This is a genomic window from Halanaerobium sehlinense, from assembly GCF_055379485.1.
The window spans coordinates 521878-538683 of sequence record NZ_AP042442.1 but is presented as its reverse complement, the minus strand read 5'-3'; the positions used below and the strand labels follow the sequence as shown (position 1 = coordinate 538683).

17 protein-coding genes are annotated in these 16806 nt (G+C 33.8%); all 17 read right to left on the bottom strand.

The genetic code is table 11. The annotated features are described in order from the left end of the window. Window positions 1-7: 7 nt before the first annotated feature. Window positions 8-1264: a glutamate-5-semialdehyde dehydrogenase gene (locus ACZ446_RS02695; protein ID WP_464393606.1), complete on the bottom strand. Its 1257-nt coding sequence runs from the start codon at window positions 1262-1264 to the stop codon at window positions 8-10. Further along, on the bottom strand, window positions 1254-2390 hold the full coding sequence (gene proB, locus ACZ446_RS02690; RefSeq protein ID WP_464393605.1) for a glutamate 5-kinase: 1137 nt from the start codon (window positions 2388-2390) through the stop codon (window positions 1254-1256). The genes ACZ446_RS02695 and proB overlap by 11 nt, the downstream gene beginning before the upstream one ends. Window positions 2391-2524: 134 nt before the next feature. Continuing rightward, window positions 2525-3004 (bottom strand): PTS sugar transporter subunit IIA, encoded by a 480-nt coding sequence (locus ACZ446_RS02685; RefSeq protein WP_464393604.1) that lies wholly within the window; start codon window positions 3002-3004, stop codon window positions 2525-2527. A 77-nt stretch (window positions 3005-3081) separates the two neighbouring features. Next, on the bottom strand, window positions 3082-4503 hold the full coding sequence (locus ACZ446_RS02680) for a PTS transporter subunit EIIC (RefSeq protein ID WP_464393603.1): 1422 nt from the start codon (window positions 4501-4503) through the stop codon (window positions 3082-3084). Window positions 4504-4659: 156 nt separating this feature from the next. Beyond that, window positions 4660-5517, bottom strand: coding sequence for a glucose PTS transporter transcription antiterminator GlcT (gene glcT / locus ACZ446_RS02675; RefSeq protein ID WP_464393602.1), 858 nt, complete (start codon window positions 5515-5517; stop codon window positions 4660-4662). A gap of 221 nt (window positions 5518-5738) precedes the next feature. Continuing rightward, on the bottom strand, window positions 5739-6644 hold the full coding sequence (locus ACZ446_RS02670) for a DUF7916 family protein (protein WP_464393601.1): 906 nt from the start codon (window positions 6642-6644) through the stop codon (window positions 5739-5741). 80 nt (window positions 6645-6724) lie between these two features. After that, window positions 6725-8119 carry an N-acetylglucosamine-specific PTS transporter subunit IIBC gene (gene nagE, locus ACZ446_RS02665; RefSeq protein ID WP_464394364.1) on the bottom strand — a complete coding sequence of 465 codons (1395 nt, stop codon included), beginning with the start codon at window positions 8117-8119 and terminating at the stop codon, window positions 6725-6727. A gap of 297 nt (window positions 8120-8416) precedes the next feature. Further along, a complete protein-coding gene (locus tag ACZ446_RS02660; protein WP_464393600.1) occupies window positions 8417-10138 on the bottom strand; it encodes an NADH-dependent [FeFe] hydrogenase, group A6 in 1722 nt (573 codons plus the stop codon). A gap of 24 nt (window positions 10139-10162) precedes the next feature. Beyond that, window positions 10163-11965 carry an NADH-quinone oxidoreductase subunit NuoF gene (nuoF, locus tag ACZ446_RS02655; RefSeq protein WP_464393599.1) on the bottom strand — a complete coding sequence of 601 codons (1803 nt, stop codon included), beginning with the start codon at window positions 11963-11965 and terminating at the stop codon, window positions 10163-10165. 23 nt (window positions 11966-11988) lie between these two features. After that, window positions 11989-12351 carry a (2Fe-2S) ferredoxin domain-containing protein gene (locus ACZ446_RS02650; protein WP_464393598.1) on the bottom strand — a complete coding sequence of 121 codons (363 nt, stop codon included), beginning with the start codon at window positions 12349-12351 and terminating at the stop codon, window positions 11989-11991. Further along, window positions 12351-12908, bottom strand: a complete 558-nt coding sequence (locus ACZ446_RS02645) for an ATP-binding protein (protein ID WP_464393597.1) — start codon at window positions 12906-12908, stop codon at window positions 12351-12353. Before ACZ446_RS02645 ends, ACZ446_RS02650 begins: the two co-directional genes overlap by 1 nt. Window position 12909: 1 nt before the next feature. Then, window positions 12910-13392, bottom strand: coding sequence for an NADH-quinone oxidoreductase subunit NuoE (gene nuoE, locus ACZ446_RS02640; RefSeq protein ID WP_464393596.1), 483 nt, complete (start codon window positions 13390-13392; stop codon window positions 12910-12912). 21 nt (window positions 13393-13413) lie between these two features. Beyond that, entirely contained in the window at window positions 13414-14154 is a 741-nt protein-coding gene (locus ACZ446_RS02635) for a PHP domain-containing protein (RefSeq protein WP_464393595.1), read from the bottom strand. Beyond that, window positions 14155-14484, bottom strand: a complete 330-nt coding sequence (locus ACZ446_RS02630) for a DRTGG domain-containing protein (protein WP_464393594.1) — start codon at window positions 14482-14484, stop codon at window positions 14155-14157. It lies immediately after the preceding gene. Then, window positions 14474-15808, bottom strand: coding sequence for a [Fe-Fe] hydrogenase large subunit C-terminal domain-containing protein (locus ACZ446_RS02625; RefSeq protein ID WP_464393593.1), 1335 nt, complete (start codon window positions 15806-15808; stop codon window positions 14474-14476). The genes ACZ446_RS02630 and ACZ446_RS02625 overlap by 11 nt, the downstream gene beginning before the upstream one ends. A 29-nt stretch (window positions 15809-15837) precedes the next feature. Next, window positions 15838-16266: an ATP-binding protein gene (locus tag ACZ446_RS02620; RefSeq protein WP_464393592.1), complete on the bottom strand. Its 429-nt coding sequence runs from the start codon at window positions 16264-16266 to the stop codon at window positions 15838-15840. 21 nt (window positions 16267-16287) lie between these two features. Further along, complete coding sequence (locus ACZ446_RS02615; protein WP_464393591.1) at window positions 16288-16692, bottom strand: hypothetical protein; 405 nt, start codon at window positions 16690-16692, stop codon at window positions 16288-16290. Window positions 16693-16806 lie beyond the last annotated feature (114 nt).

Here is a 16806-nt window from a genome sequence, read left to right as displayed (position 1 = left end):
CCTCAAACTATTCTCTTATCTGTCCATCACCCATAATGATATATTTTGTGGTAGTTAATTCTTTAAGTCCCATGGGACCCCTTGCATGTAATTTCTGAGTGCTTATTCCAGTTTCTGCACCTAAACCAAACTGTCCGCCATCAGTAAAACGGGTAGATGCGTTAACATAAACTGCAGCTGCATCAATTTCATCTAAAAAAGCTCTAGCAGTTGTATAGTTTTCAGTAACTATTGCTTCCGAATGTTTAGTTCCATATTGATAAATGTGTTCAACTGCTTCCGCATAATTATCAACAACTTTGACTGACATTATATAATCTAAATATTCAGCTGCATAATCTTCTTCTGTAGCTTCTTTAATTTTTGGAACAATATGCCTTGTCCTTTCACAGCCTTTCAATTCCACATTGCTTTCTGCAAAAATCCTTGCCATTTCTGGTAAAAAGTCTTCTGCTATTTCTTGATCTACTAATAAACTTTCAGCTGAATTACAAACTGCAGGTCTCGAATATTTAGCATTAAAAACTATTTTTTTCGCCTTAATCAAGTCGGCATCTTTATTTACATAAACATGACAATTTCCAACACCTGTTTCAATTACTGGCACCTTAGATTCGTTAACAACTTTTTGAATCAGGCCTGCTCCACCACGAGGGATCAAAACATCTAGATAATCATTTAAAGTAAATAGAATATCTACTGCTTTTCGATCAGTAGTTGAAATAAGCTGCACAGATTCTTTTGGTAATCCAGCTTCTCGTAAACCATCCTGAATTATATTAGTTAAAATTTGATTTGAATTAAAAGCATTTGAACCACCTCGGAGAATAACCGTATTTCCAGATTTCAAACATAAACCAGCAACATCAACAGTTACATTAGGTCTTGCTTCATAAATAATACCAATAACACCTAAGGGAACTCTAACTTTACCTATTTGCAGACCATTTGGACGCCTCCACATTTCTGGAACTTCACCAATTGGATCATCCTGGGCCGCTACTTCTCTCAAACCCTGTGCCATTCCCCTTATTCTGGATTCTGTTAATTGAAGCCTATCTAATAGAGCCCGACTCAAGTTATTTTCTCTACCCTTCTCCATATCTTTTTCATTATTTTTCAATATTTCATTTTGACGCTCAATTAGCTTGTCAGCAATTGAATTTAAAGCTTTATTTTTTTTGTCTGTACCAGCCTTTGCAACTTTACGTGCAGCTTCTTTAGCTGCTTTAGCTTGTGAAATTAATCCTTCTCTAATACTCATCTTTATCTCCTCCTATTACCATATTATCCCGATGAATAACTTCACTTTTATTAAAATATCCAAGAATATTGCCGATTTCTTTTGAATGAGCACCTTTAATTTTTTCAATTTCATCAGAACTATAATTTACTATGCCTTTACCAATTTCCTGTTTTCCATCACTAATAGTTACCAAATCTCCACTATTAAAGTCTCCAGTTAAATCAACAATCCCTCCCGGCAGCAAACTCTTTCCTCTTTTCACAAGAGCATTAGCAGCACCCTGGTCTACAATTATTTTACCCATTGGAGCTAAATTAAAATTTAACCACTGCTTCCTTTTAGAAAGTCTATCTTTTGCTGTCAAAAAAGTAGTCCCTAAATTATAATTCTTATTTTCGGCCATCTCTACTAACTGCAGCAGTGAATTTTTCTGCTGTCCAGGGCCAATAATCATCACAACACCAGAATTTACAGCTATTTTAGCTGCTTCAATTTTGGTTTCCATTCCACCGGTTCCAACTGTACTTCCTTTACCTCCAGCCATTTTCTCAATTTCTTCTGTAATCTTTTCTACTCTAGAGATAAGTCTTAACTCATCACTTTCTTTATTTGGGTTACCATTATAAAGCCCTGGAACATCTGAAAGATTAATTAACAAATCAGCTTCTACTAAACCTGCTACTCTTGCAGCTAAAGTATCATTGTCTCCAACTTTAATTTCATTAGTAACAACCGTATCATTTTCATTAATCACTGGAATAACACCATGATCAATTAAAGTTTTTAAAGTATTAAATGCATTTAAATAGCGATTTCTGTTTTCTAAATCACTTGAAGTTAATAAAATTTGAGCACATTTTGCTCCATATTCTCTAAAAAATTTATTATAAATTCCAATTAAAACTCCCTGCCCAACAGCTGCACAGGCCTGTTGTTCCGGAATAGATACTGGCTTTTTTGCATAACCCAACTCTCCCATACCAGCTGCTATTGCACCAGAGCTAACCAATATCATTTCTCTACCTTGATTTCCTAAATCAACCAGCTGTCTCACTAAAGCATCAATTTGACTAAAATTAAGTTTAGCATTTTGATTACTTATTGTACTGCTGCCAACTTTTACTACAATTCTTTTAAAATCCATTATTAATCATCCTGTCTTTAATATTAGATAAAAAGCGTTTTATTTATTATATCAAATTTAACTAAATATAAAAAGGGAAATAACTGCGCAGTTATTTCCCTTTAGCAAAGATTATATTCAAATAAATTATTTAATTATACTAATTCTACTTTAAGCACTTTAGTTCCGGCCTTAACTTTTCCTTTTTTAACCAGTTCCAAACTCTTAACTTTTTCCATGTTTGTAATAATTACAGGAGTTGAAATAGAAGGAGCATTATTTTTTATATAATCTAAATCTACTTCTATTAACGGTGTTCCTGCCTCAACTTGATCTCCATTTTTTACTAATTTTTCAAATCCTTCGCCATCCAATTTAACAGTATCTATACCAATATGGACTAATACTTCCAGTCCCTTTTTAGTTTGGATTCCAACTGCATGTCCAGTAGAAAAAATTTGTACAATTTCTCCAGCACATGGTGCTTTAATAATATTTTCTTCTGGAATAATAGCAAAACCATCACCAAGCATCTTTTGAGCAAAAGCTTCATCTGGTACCTGCTTTAAATCAGTAATTTCCCCGGCAAAAGGTGCAGTCAGATATTCCTCTTTTTTCTTAAATATATTGAACATCGAATCTCCTCCTTTAAAACATTATAATATATTTTCTTTAGTTTTGACAAGTTAATTAAATAAAGTACATAATTTATTTACATTATATTTTTTATTTTATCTTTTAAAGCATCAGATTCAGGTCCAAATACTACTTGAACACTACTTCCAGATTTCATTACTCCTGATGCTCCTAATCTTTTCAGCTCTTTTTCATCAATAACACTATTATCAAAAACTTCCAATCTCAATCTTGTAATACAGGCATCTACACTTTCTAAATTTTCGCTACCTCCTAAAGCAGCTAATACATCTGCAGCTCGTTGATCTTTACTAAACGGTTCTGCAGTTTCTGATTCTTCAGCATCACTGCCTCTACCAGGTGTTTCAAAATTAAAGAGTGGAATAGTAAAATAAAAAACTGTAAAATATAGAACAGCCATTATAGGACCAACAACCAACCAAAACATCATTGGATTACCCAGATTAGATAAACTTAAAACATAGTCAATTGCGCTTGCAGAAAAAGTATATCCAATTCTAATATCAAATAAATTAGTAAGCAGACCGGAAATAAAACCTCCTATGACATGAAATAAATAAAGAGGAGGTGCTACAAAGATAAATGAGAACTCAATTGGTTCTGTAATACCTGTTAAGAAAGAAGTAATAGCAGCAGTTGTCAACATACCAGCAACTTTAACTTTATTTTTCGCTCTTAAGTACATTGCAAGACAGGCAGAAGGAAGTGCAAATAACATCAATGGAAATTCTGCTGCCATAAATCTACCAGCTGTAGGGTCTCCAGCAAAAAATCTTGCAGTTTCTCCTCTTAAAACCTGACCTGCTTCTGTGGTAAATCTTCCAAACTCATATAAAAATGGCGGATAATATACATGATGTAATCCAACAGGAATTAAAGCTCTTTTCCCAGCAGCATAAAGGGCTGGACCAATAGCTGAATCCATAGCAAAACGTGCAAATTCATTTATTTGAATCTGAATTGGCGGCCAAATGAATGCTAACAAAACTCCAGCAAACACTGAACTAGCTGCAGTAACAATGGGAACCAACCTTTTACCAGCGAAAAATCCTAAATATGGTGGTAATTCAGTCTTATGAAATTTCTTATACATTTGAGATGCAATAACACCAACAATTATACCCCCAAAAACACCGGTATTTATAGCTTCAATACTACCTCCTGTTTGTTCAGAGATGTTTATTACTCCTGCCATAACATCAAGAACCTTAGCATACACTGTAAAACCAACACCAGCTGCTAAAGCAGCAACAGCATCTCCTGCAAAACCAATAGCAACTCCTAAAGCAAAAATTAAAGGCAGCTGTTCAAAAATTGCAATTCCACTATTAAACATTACCTCTCCAATATCATAAACCAAACCACTCTGTTCCTGTAATAATCTACCAACAGCAACTAAAATACCGGCAGCAGGTAATACTGAAACTGGAGTCATTAAAGACTTACCTATTTTTTGTAATTTCTTAAAACCTTTCATTAAAAAAATCCTCCCTTTTTATTATGTTATAAATAAAATTTATATAAAAGAAAAAGCCGACTAGATAGAAAATGATTTAAACAAATTCTATCTAACCGGCTTTTGCCTGATTTAACAGTAACACGCCAAATTAAAGTATTTTTATTTTAACTAAAATTATAACTCTAAATCTCTTCTTAAACGCTGAAGATGAAGAGCTAAGTATCCCTTTTCAGCTTCAGGTACCTTTGAGTTAAACTTATCTTCAATTATTTCAGCCAATTTTTCTGCTACTTTAAACGAAAAACTAAAATTTTCTTTAATATTTTCTAAAAGTGGATTAGGATTTGAAGCATCTGTTTCAATTCTTTCAAGAGCAAATCTCAAATGATTTACCAAACGAGCATAATTAAGGCTTTCATAACTCAATTTTTGTCCCAATTCAGCTTCAACTTCTGTTACAAGTTCTTTAATTACTGTTGTATTTTTTAAAGTCTTAGAAAGTCCCTTTTCATTTCTGGCTCCATGAATATGAAATGTTATAAACCCAATTTCACTTTCGGGTATTTCAAGATCAAATCTTTCAGAAAGCATTTCGACTGCTTTTTCTGCTAATCTATACTCTTCATTATAAAGTGTTCTGGTTTCAGCTAAAAAAGGATTAGCAACTTCAATTCCATCTTTAATTCTTTTTAATGAAAATGCAATATGATCAGTAAGCCCAATCCTGATATGCTGATCCAATTCCTCTTCTAACTCTGAACTAACCATTGCAATTATCTCTTCAGTTACTCCAATTACTTTACTATCTACTTCTTCTAAAAGCTGAATATAATTTTCTCTTTTTTCGCCAGCTATTGGAGCAAATTCTTTGTCAATCTTAAGTTCTGATTTAAGCACTTCATCTCCAATTTTATAAGAAAAACCAATTCCTCTGCCAACAAAAATCAATTCTCCTTCAACAGAAGATTTTTCTGCCAGAATAACATTATTATTAAATATTTTTCTGATAACAAATTTATCAACTTCAGCCATATAAGCCTCCTTGCAAGAGCAAACATTAATACAACTGGCAAAATAAAGATATTTAAAATAATAAAATCCAGAAAAAGATATAAATTAATTAAAGATATCCCCTTCTAGATTATGCCTGATTTAACAGTTACACTCTAAATTTTATTCATTTCTTTAATAATAACAGTATTTATTTGATTTTTCAAGTTGTTTTTTAATAATTTTAGATAATTATATAAAATTCATCGATTAATTGAAAGCGCCATTCTATTATAAGTGTGTCTTTTACCACGAATTGTCTTAGATAAACTTAAAATATTTTCTGGTAGAGCAATACCGGCATAGCCTGCATCTCCAATATGTTGAATATCTGATCCTGCCATTTTACTCATTAGTGCAATATCTCTTATTGTCTGCTGATCAGCGCTTTCCTGAGAAGTACCAATCGCAGTTAAAGCTAATTTACCGCGGTTATGAATTAACTTAATTATTTCTTTAAGTGAATCCAAATCAATCCCTGGAACTGTTCCGGGAGCCGGTAATAAAATTATATCTGTGCCTGCAGAAATTAAAGAATCTATATATTTGGCTGCTAGATAATCTTCATTTATACCTGACATATGCATTTTTCCAGCTGTTATAATAATTTGATCACCAAAATTTTGATCAGCAGTTTTAACTGCTTCAATAATTGCTTGATTGCTAACGCCAACTGAAGGATTTCCAGTAAAAGTTATCATATTAAAACCTGCTTTGACAGCCTTTTCAATATTAGCTAAAGTTGCTTTACGACCAGAACTTAATTCTAGAAAGCGTTTAGATTTAAGTTTATCTGTACTAACAGGTTCTAGATTAATTCCTAAAGGACGACCACACAATTTTTTAATTTCTTTTACTATCTCAGAAGCAGTATCTTTTTCTATATTTTTGAATTCAGCCTGTTCAAGATCAAATAAATTCAAAAGTAAAATATCAGCTCCAAAAGCTGCTGCCACCTCAGCATTGCTTACTTCTCTAAATAAAGATTCCTGACCAATAACTTCAGAAATAATAGTTCTACCTTCTGATAATTTTATTGCCTGAAGTAATTCTTCTTTATTATAACTTAATAATTCTGAACTACTGGAACTCAATAATCGCTTAACCATTTCTAATCTCCTTTCACAAGTGAATTATCTATTAAAAAGTTTTCAGCCGGAGGCAGATAACTCCGGCTGAACTGAATTAATTACTCTTTCATTTTTTTCAATTCTGCATTAATATCATCAGCAATCATTTCAGCTTTAGTCCCGACTACCACCTGGGCGTTATTTTTATTTGCTTTCAAAACACCTGTAGCTCCAAGTTTCTGAAGCACTTTCTCATCTATAATAGAACTATCTTCAACTTCTAAACGAAGTCTTGTAATACAAGCATCTAGGGTTTTAATATTATCTTTTCCACCCAGTGCTTCAATATAAGCCTTTGCTTTATCAGCACTATCTGAATCAGATTTAGATGTCCTCTTTTTTTGCTGTTGTGTTTCTGGCATTACACTAACACCAGCATCAGCAGTTTCAGTGTCTAAACGTCCTGGAGTCGGAATGTTAAATTTTTCAATTGCAAACCGAAATAAGAAATAATAGATAGCAAAAAACACTAAACCAATTGGAATAATCATTATTGGCCTTGTGGCAAGTCCATAGTTTAAGAAATAGTCAATTGCTCCAGCTGAAAATCCAAAACCATGCTGAATACCTAAGATATAAGTTACTACTAAAGATAAACCGGTTAAAACAGCATGAATAAAGTATAATACTGGTGCTAAAAACATAAAAGCAAATTCGATTGGTTCTGTAATTCCGGTTAAAAATGAAGTTAGACCAACACTTAAGAATATACCAGAAACAGCTGCTTTATTTTCAGGTTTAGCCGAATTATACATTGCTAATGCTGCTGCAGGTAATCCAAACATCATCATCGGAAAGAATCCAGACATGAAAAATCCAGCAGAAGGATCTCCAGCAAAAAATCTAGACAAATCACCAGTTACTACTTCACCAGCTGCAGTTGTAAATTCTCCAAATACAAACCAGATAAAACTATTAATAACATGATGAAGTCCCAGTGGTATTAATAAACGATTTAAGAATCCATAAACAAAAACACCTACTGCTCCAGCATCAATTATCCACTGTCCAGCTGCCTGAATAGCATCCTGAATTGGAGGCCAAATAAAGCCAAAAATTCCAGCTAAAACAACAGCAGCTGCACCTGTAATTATTGGTACAAATCTTCGTCCACCAAAAAATCCTAGAAAGTCTGGTAATTTAATATCATGGTATCTATTATATAGAGTTCCCGCCACTAGACCACCAATAATTCCAGCTAAAACTCCCATGTTAATATCAGAATTAATAGCCTGAGTTCCATTAGTAATTACAAGATAGCCGACAGCACCAGCAAGACCAGCCGAACCAGAACTATCATGGGCAATTCCAACAGCAACTCCAATTCCAAATAATAAAGCAAGATTATCAAATATCGCTGAACCAGCTGCCATCACAAATGGAATGTCAAATACGTCTCCTGCTCCAAGCCTTAAAAGTAGAGCAGCTGCAGGTAAAACTGCAATCGGAAGCATTAAAGACTTTCCTATCCGCTGTAATTGAGAAAATACCTTTTTCAATTAAATCAACCTCCCTTTAATTTAAAAGCAGTTAATTTAAAATAAATTCAAATGATAAATAATAAATAATTTTGTATAAATGCTTTTGAATTATTTTAAATTTTTTGAATATTACTTCTAAATTTAATTATACTCACCTTGAGTTGTATTGTCAAGATAATCTAGTTATTGTATTAATTTCTAATCTTTTTCCGATATAGAAAAAAGGCAGCTCAATCTAATAAGATTAAGCCGCCTTTATTTTAGCTGTATTTAATTTTTAGGTCTAGCTTTGTACTTGGTGTGTAATAAATGATGTGATTCTCCACCTAAAGGTTCCCCTAGAAATTCTTCATATAATTTTAGAATTTGTGGATTCTCATGTGATTTTCTGATCTTACTTGTATCATCAATATTTGCCAGACCCTGAGCCCGTTTCTCTTTTTTCTCGTCTGTAGCTGGGCGAGGCTGACCCCCACCACCAACACAACCATGAGGACAAGCCATAATTTCAATAAAGTCTAAATCACATTCTCCTGCTCTAACCTTTTCTAATAATTTTTGAGCATTAGCAAAACCGTTTGCAATTCCAACTTTAACAACTCTATCACCTATTCTAACTTCAGCTTCATTAATACCCCTAAAACCAAGGTTTAATCGTTCTAAAGGTTCACCTGTTAGCTTTTCTTTTACTGATCTAACTGCTGCTTCAGTTACTCCACCAGTAGTACCAAAAATAGTACCAGCACCAGTTGAAACACCCATAAGCTCATCAAAGTCTTCATCAGGTAAAGCGTTAAAGTTAATACCCATTTCTTTGATCATTCTAGCAAACTCTCTGGTAGTTAAAACAGCATCTGTATCTTTGAAATCAGAGCCATTAATTTCTTCTCTATCTTTCTCAAACTTTTTAGCTGTACAGGGCATCACAGCTACTGTATAGATAGTTTCTGGATCAACTCCAGTCTGTTCTGGATAATAAGTTTTACTTAAAGCAGAAAACATCTGCATTGGAGATTTCGCTGATGATAGATGCTTAAGAAGATCTGGGAAATTATGTTCTGCACCTTTAACCCAGCCTGGACAGCAGGATGTAATATGAGGCAGCTCTCCCTCACCGTTTAATTTCTTTAAAAATTCACTACCTTCTTCTAAAATTGTTAGATCAGCAGCAAAATCGGTAGAGAAAATCTTATCAAAGCCCAGCCTTCTTAAAGCTGCTACCATTTTACCAGTAACTACTGTTCCTGTTTCCATTCCAAACTCTTCACCAAGTGTAGCCTGGACAGAGGGGGCAGTTTGAACTAAAACATGTTTTTCATCATCTTCTAAAGCCGCCCATACTTTATCAATTTCACTTAATTCAGTAATTGCTCCAACTGGACAGACAGTTGCACACTGACCACAGTTAACACAGTTTATTTCCGCTTGTGGTAGATCAAAAGCAGTTGTAACTATTGAGTCAAAACCACGCTGTGTAAACTGAAGAGCAGATACTCCCTGAACTTCTTCACAAATACGAACACAGCGTCCACAGAGTATACATTTATTTGGATCTCTTCTTAAAGCTGGACCTGTTTCATCAATATCATACTCGCTCTGTTCTCCAGAAACTCTTTCCACATCTTCAGAACGAATTCCCAGTTCATAAGTAAGGTCCTGTAATTCACAATGACCATTACGATCACAACCTAAACAGTCATTAGGATGGTTTGCTAACAATAATTCTACATTTTTTCTTCTTGCTTTTCTAGCTTTCATACTTCTTGTATTAATCTGCATTCCTTCATTAACAGGTGTGGCACAAGATGCCAATAAGCGCCCACTCTCTTCGTCTTCAACAACACAAACTCTACAGGCACCATGTAGGCTTAAGTCAGGATGATAACATAAAATAGGTATATCTATACCAATTTCGCGTGCTGCATCTAAAATTGAACTGTCTTCTTCAACCTCTACAACTTGTTTATCTATAGTTAATTTAACTTTGCTCATTAATTTTCCTCCTATTGTAAGAGTTTATCCCTGTGAAATTGCATCTACAGGACATTCTGGTTCACAGGCTCCACAGGCAATACAAACATCAGGATCAATTGTAAATGGATTTTTAATTTCTCCACTGATTGCATCTACCGGACATACTTTAGCACATTTACTGCAGCCAATACATGCTTCTTCATCAATTACATAAGCACCTGCTAGCTCAGTACAAACACCTGCAGGGCATTTGCCATCATGGATGTGTGCTTCATATTCGTCACGGAAATATCTAACTGTACTTAATACCGGGTTTGGAGCAGACTGACCTAAACCACAAAGAGATGTACTCTTTATGTGCTCTCCTAATTCAAGCAAGAGTTCAATATCTCCATCTTTACCTTCACCTTCAGTAATTCTATTTAAAATTTCTAACATCCTTTTTGTACCCTCACGACAGGGAGTACATTTACCACATGATTCACTCTGGGTAAAGTTTAAGAAAAATCTAGCTACATCAACCATACAGGAATCTTCATCCATTACCACCATACCACCAGAACCCATCATTGTTCCGGCATCCAGCAGTGAATCATAATCAATTGGAAGGTCTAAATATTCTTCAGGTAAGCAGCCGCCTGAAGGTCCACCAGTCTGAACTGCTTTAAATTTCTTGCCTTCACCCAGTCCACCACCAATTTCAAAGATTACTTCTTTTAAAGTTGTTCCCATTGGAACTTCAACCAAACCAGTATTATTAATTTTCCCGGTCAAAGCAAAAACCTTTGTTCCAGAACTACCTTCTGTACCAATTGCAGAAAAACTATCTGCACCTTCAGTTATAATAAAAGGAATGTTAGCATATGTTTCTACATTATTGATATTAGTTGGTTTGCCCCACAAGCCTCTTACTGCTGGATAAGGAGGTCTAGGAGTTGGCATACCTCTTTTTCCTTCAATAGAATTCATTAAAGCTGTCTCTTCACCACAAACAAAAGCTCCAGCACCTTTTTTAATATGTAGTTTAAAGTTAAATCCACTGCTGAAAATATCGTCACCCAATAAGCCATATTCTTCAGCATCTTCGATAGCTTTTTGGAGACGTGTGATTGCCAGTGGATATTCGGCTCTAACATACACATATCCTTCATCGGCACCAATAGCATAAGCTCCAACAATCATACCTTCAATAATTCTGTGTGGATCTCCCTCTAAGATGCTTCGATCCATAAAAGCTCCCGGATCTCCTTCATCAGCATTACAAATTAAATATTTCTTGTCACTTTCTGAGTTTTTAGCAAACTGCCATTTTAAACCAGTTGGAAAACCCCCACCACCTCGACCTCGAAGTCCAGAATCCTTAACAGTGTCTACGACTTCTTGTGGTGACATCTCAGTTAAAACTTTACCAGCTGCTTCATATCCACCTAAAGCAATATATTCATCTATATCTTCTGGATCAATTTTACCGCAATTAGCTAAAGCAATACGCTGCTGCTTTTTATAAAAGTCAATATCCTGATAAGAAGGAATTTGTTCTTCAGTCATTGGTTCTTTAAAAAGTAATCTTTCAACTGTTCTACCTTTTAATAAATGTTCTTCTACAACCTCTGCTACATCATCAGAAGTTAATTCACAATAAAATACACCTTCTGGATAAACTATCATTATTGGACCCTTTTCACAAAATCCATGACATCCAGTTTCTACAATTTTAATTTCATTTGTTAAATCATTTGCAGCTAATTCCTCTTCTAAAGCTTCTTTAATGGTTTTAGCCCCAGATGATACACAACCTGTTCCTGTACAAATTAATACGTGGGAACGATAAATAGTATCCTTCATTTACAAGTGCCTCCTTTATATTCTTATTTATGTCTGGCGATTACTAGATCTGTAACAACACTACCATTAACTACATGTTCTGAAATTATTTTTTGGATATCTGCTTCAGTTAAATTTCCATAAGTAATTCTTTCCTTACCAGGGAGTTTAACATCAATTAGAGGCTCTTTTTCACACATACCTATACATCCGGTTTGAGTCACTCTAACGTCCAAGTCTCTTTTTTCAACTTCTGCAAGTACAGCTTTTAAAATATCTCTGGCACCTGCTGCAATACCACAAGTTCCCATACCAACAATAATTTCAGCTCTTGTTCCTTGATCACGCTTTTTCATTTCTTTCTGCACTTTATTTCTTAGTTCTTTTAATTCAGCTAAAGATTTCATTAAAAAGCTTCACCTCCGCGGATTTCTTCTAAATTTTCTCCAATATATTCTCTTAACCAGCCAATTATATGTCTGGACTGAATAGACACATCATCTATTTCAGCTTTGATTTCTCTGCTGTCAAAACTAAAACTATTATCCTGATATTGATGCTGATAAATAACATCTACTTTTTCACCATTAGCAGCTATAAAATTGCTAATAGTAGTTGTAATATCTCCTAAAGGAGCTCGATCAATATGGTGATAATCGAAATTAGCTTCAACCTTTGTACCTTCTCCAATTTTGGATTTTATATTTAAATTTCCATTACAGCTTTCTGCTGCTGATTTAAATAATGAAATGCCAAGACCTACTTCTCTAGTTGTTCTTGAGGTAATAAATGGATCATCAATCTTATCTAATTTTTCCTCACTAATCCCACTACCATTATCCTCAATAATAATTTTTAATAGATCTTGCTCAGGCATTTCTGAAATTTTAATTATAATTAAATCAGAACCAGCCCTTCTAGAATTTTCAATAATATCTAAAATATGAAGAGATAATTCCCTCATTTTATTGATACTTTGCTAAAATTGTCGGGATTTTATCAGGAGTTAAACGACCATGTGTGTCATCATTTATCATAATAACTGGTGCTAAACCACAGGCACCAATACAGGCTACTGATTCCAGAGTAAACTCTAGATCTTCTGTTGTTTCACCAGCATCAATACCTAACTCATCTTTAATAGCGTCTAGAATACCCCCACCACCTCTTACATGGCAGGCGGTTCCCATACAAACTCTAATTATATTGTTACCTCTTGGTTCTTGATGGAATTGACTGTAAAAAGTTACAACTCCATAAACCTGACTCAAAGATAAATTCAAGCCCAGCGCTATTTCTTTCATTACTTCTTCTGGCAAGTAACCATATTCTTCCTGTGCTTCCTGCAAAACAGGTATCAAATATCTTTCTTTTTTATCATATCTTGATAAAATTTCTGTCAGTGGTTTTAAATATTCTTCTAGTTTTTCCTTTGTCATTTCTGCCATCAATAATTACCTCCTTGAAAATTAAGTTTCAATTAATTCAATTTTTCTACCATCTTTTTTTTCTACAGCTTTTTTAAATTCTGAAAAAGAAAACTTTTCTACTATCAAATTTTGATATGCTTTAATTTCTTTAAGGTAATGACTATCTGAATTCTGCATAAACTGTAATTTATTTAAGTTTGGAAACTTTTTCAAAAAAAATTTAGGGTTTGTATTTTTTGATATTTCTACAGTTTTAAAGTTTAGTTCAGGTGGTATAAATCCCAACTGAGAAATAATACTGTGATTCCTATCTAAATGGGAAGGCACAGCAACTCCTCCCAATTCTTTTACTTTTTCTACCACTTTTTCTAAACTTAAATTTACAGAAGCTGCAAGCAGATATTTAATTTTACTCTGATATTCATCATCATAACCACATTTAATCTGTGGTCCAAAAAAATCTTCATCATTTTCTTGATCAGAAAGATTATTATATATGATTTCCTGCCAATCTAGAAGACTTTTTATGTCAGGGAAATAACATAAAATGTGAATTTCTTCTTTTGTTTCAGTCTCCACTGCAGGAATAATTTTCAGATTGTGCTGCTCAGCATAATACTTAAGAACTTCTACATTTTCAGCACTGTTATGATCTGTTAGGGCCAGTACATCTATTTTTTCTTTTTTGGCCTTTTTAATTATCTCAGCTGGAGTCATTAGTAAATCACCACAGGGAGATAAAACGGAATGTAAATGAAGATCGGCTTTTAACTTAATCATTTATATTTTGCTTTCACAAAATTTACAGGCCAAATCATAACTTTTCTTTTTAGTTTTTAAAAGGTTAACCCCTTTTTGACAGGCTCTTCTAACAGCATTTTTTTCATATTCAAAATCTTCTACTAAAATAACAGCAGATAATTCAACTAACAAAGCTACAGCAACAACGTTTTGGTGCCCCTGCACTGTTAGCCAGAGATTATCTTTCTCTGCTCTTGCCATTACATTACTTAAAAGGTCACCAATATAAACACCGTCAATTTCCTTTTCTAAATCAGGACCAGCAACTATTTCCAAATTAAATAAATCTACCAGCTCTTTAACTGTCATCTTTATCCTCCTTTTTAGATGCCATTACAGGCGGGAGTTCATTTGCCAGATTTGAAAGTTCATCTGCTAATTGACCTAACTGCTGTCTTAACATAAAAATACAGTCAGTCCTAACAGCACGGCCATTAACTATATCTTCAGCAAAAGTTTTACAATCAGGTGCTCCACAGGCTGCACAATCCAAACCAGGTAAATTCTCAATTTCTTTTTGCAGCTGTTCTAGTTTCTGCATAGCTATTTTAAAATCATTATCTAGTTTAGAAAGATTGTCGGCTGTAATTTCATCTGGGAGTGTAAAATTGTAGTATTCATCATCAGCAGTATCCAATTCTAGATCTTTACTTTGAGAAATTTCTTTGACTTTTTTAATCCTCTGCTCTAAATTAAATCTTGCCTGAAAAGGATTTATAACATTTAGTACTCCACCAATACAGCCATCAATACAGGAAGTTAGTTCAAAATATTTAATAGATTCAGCTATATTATTTCTCTCTATTTCGTTCAATAATTTTTTAACCTCTTTAATCCCAGAAACACTTAAGGTATTTATATCCTGCCAGGATTTTAATATAGATTGTTCTCCACCTTCACTTCCCCAAATTGTAGCAAGAGTTATAATTTCATCTTCAGACTGATCAAGTTTAATATTCTCTAAAGACTCATATATTTTTTTGTAAATATTCTCAACACCAATTGCCCCAGTTAAAAAACTCTCTTTTTGACCAATAGATCTTTTTACAGTTGTTAATTTAGCAGGACAGGGAGTCAAAAAGAAAATATCAGGGTTTATGTCTTTTTCTTCTTTAAATTTTTTCTCAAGTCTTTCTGCCATCAGTTCAACTGGAGATTTTAAAGGAATCAACATCTCAATTAAATCGGGAAACTGCAGCTTTATTAATCTTACAATCACAGGACAGGAACTAGAAATGTAGCTGCCTGAATTATTGTTTAAAAAATCAAGTGTTTTACGGGATAAAGCAGCTGCTGCATCTGCTACATCAAATACAGCCTCAAAACCTAAATTCAGAATTGCTTTTTTTATTTTAGCTGCAGATGTATTTTCAGTAAACTGACTATAAAAACTTGGAGGTATTAATAAAATTGGATAGTTAGATTCAACTATTTGAGTCAGTTCATCTGTTTTAGTGTATTTAGCATGGTACTCACAGGCCCTGATACATTCTGCACAATCAATACACAAATCCTCTTTAATCCAGGCCTTACCCTGATGAACTCGAATAGCTTTTGTTGGACATCCCTTAACACAGTTTGTACATCCCTCACATTTTTCTTCTTTTAACAGTACAGAATGCTTTTTGGTCATTATTAACCTCCTGCAGCATTTCATAAGCTTTAATTTGCTAGTTTTATTATTACTTTTACATGTGTACCTTCCCCCGGGGAAGACTCTACATCAATTTGATCTGCATATCTTTTAACATTAACTAAGCCCATTCCAGCTCCAAATCCCATCTCGCGAATTTCATCACTGGCTGTTGAATACCCAGCAGTAAAAGCTTTATCTAAATCTTCTATGCCAGGGCCATCATCATCAACTCTTATCTCCAGCTCGTCTTCAGATATTAAAGCTGTAATTTCTCCTCCCAGAGAATGAATTACCACATTCATTTCTAATTCATAGGTAACAATTGCAGTTTTACGGACAATTTGAGCTGCAACTCCTAATTTGCGTAAAATATTCTTCAAATTACTGGAGGCTTCACCTCCACTTTGAAAGTCAAAGCTTTCAATTTCCTTATTTAATATTTGTTGTTTTTTCAAAAAACAAATCAACTCCTAAAATTATTTGGAGGCTTCTATATAATTCATCTCTTCTGGACCAATCCCATTTTTATATAATAGACCACAAGCTTCAAATAAAGATTTGTCAGTAGAATAAAGACAAATATTTAATTGATTGGCCAAAGAAATAGTTTCAATTTGTGGTTCCTTACCTCTGACAAAAATAATAACCTTAATCTCTACCATATCTGCTGTCCGAACAACTTGAGGATTAGTAAGTCCTGTCAGCAGTAGTGTTTTTTGATTAGAAAAAGCTAATACGTCACTCATTAAATCTGCACCACAGGCATTGTTTATTTCAAGGTCATCACCACAGGCTGAGTCAAGATCATGATTATCATTAATTCCACAATCTTCAAATATTGTCTCTGTGTTTAAAAGCTTCTTGACAGTTTTTAATTTCATTATTAACCCCCATGCTTCAATAATAACTTATTTTTGTTATCTTTGCAATTTGTTAAATATTCCCACAAATAGTATTTAGTGATAAAATTCACTTTGATCAATAAAAATTTATAC

Coding starts and splice junctions, on each gene's coding strand:
- ACZ446_RS02695 (WP_464393606.1), bottom strand. CDS start 1,264: ATGAGTATTAGAGAAGGATTAATTTCACAAGCTAAAGCAGCTAAAGAA.
- proB (WP_464393605.1), bottom strand. CDS start 2,390: ATGGATTTTAAAAGAATTGTAGTAAAAGTTGGCAGCAGTACAATAAGT.
- ACZ446_RS02685 (WP_464393604.1), bottom strand. CDS start 3,004: ATGTTCAATATATTTAAGAAAAAAGAGGAATATCTGACTGCACCTTTT.
- ACZ446_RS02680 (WP_464393603.1), bottom strand. CDS start 4,503: ATGAAAGGTTTTAAGAAATTACAAAAAATAGGTAAGTCTTTAATGACT.
- glcT (WP_464393602.1), bottom strand. CDS start 5,517: ATGGCTGAAGTTGATAAATTTGTTATCAGAAAAATATTTAATAATAAT.
- ACZ446_RS02670 (WP_464393601.1), bottom strand. CDS start 6,644: ATGGTTAAGCGATTATTGAGTTCCAGTAGTTCAGAATTATTAAGTTAT.
- nagE (WP_464394364.1), bottom strand. CDS start 8,119: ATGCTTCCGATTGCAGTTTTACCTGCAGCTGCTCTACTTTTAAGGCTT.
- ACZ446_RS02660 (WP_464393600.1), bottom strand. CDS start 10,138: ATGAGCAAAGTTAAATTAACTATAGATAAACAAGTTGTAGAGGTTGAA.
- nuoF (WP_464393599.1), bottom strand. CDS start 11,965: ATGAAGGATACTATTTATCGTTCCCACGTATTAATTTGTACAGGAACA.
- ACZ446_RS02650 (WP_464393598.1), bottom strand. CDS start 12,351: ATGAAATCTTTAGCTGAATTAAAAGAACTAAGAAATAAAGTGCAGAAA.
- ACZ446_RS02645 (WP_464393597.1), bottom strand. CDS start 12,908: ATGAGGGAATTATCTCTTCATATTTTAGATATTATTGAAAATTCTAGA.
- nuoE (WP_464393596.1), bottom strand. CDS start 13,392: ATGGCAGAAATGACAAAGGAAAAACTAGAAGAATATTTAAAACCACTG.
- ACZ446_RS02635 (WP_464393595.1), bottom strand. CDS start 14,154: ATGATTAAGTTAAAAGCCGATCTTCATTTACATTCCGTTTTATCTCCC.
- ACZ446_RS02630 (WP_464393594.1), bottom strand. CDS start 14,484: ATGACAGTTAAAGAGCTGGTAGATTTATTTAATTTGGAAATAGTTGCT.
- ACZ446_RS02625 (WP_464393593.1), bottom strand. CDS start 15,808: ATGACCAAAAAGCATTCTGTACTGTTAAAAGAAGAAAAATGTGAGGGA.
- ACZ446_RS02615 (WP_464393591.1), bottom strand. CDS start 16,692: ATGAAATTAAAAACTGTCAAGAAGCTTTTAAACACAGAGACAATATTT.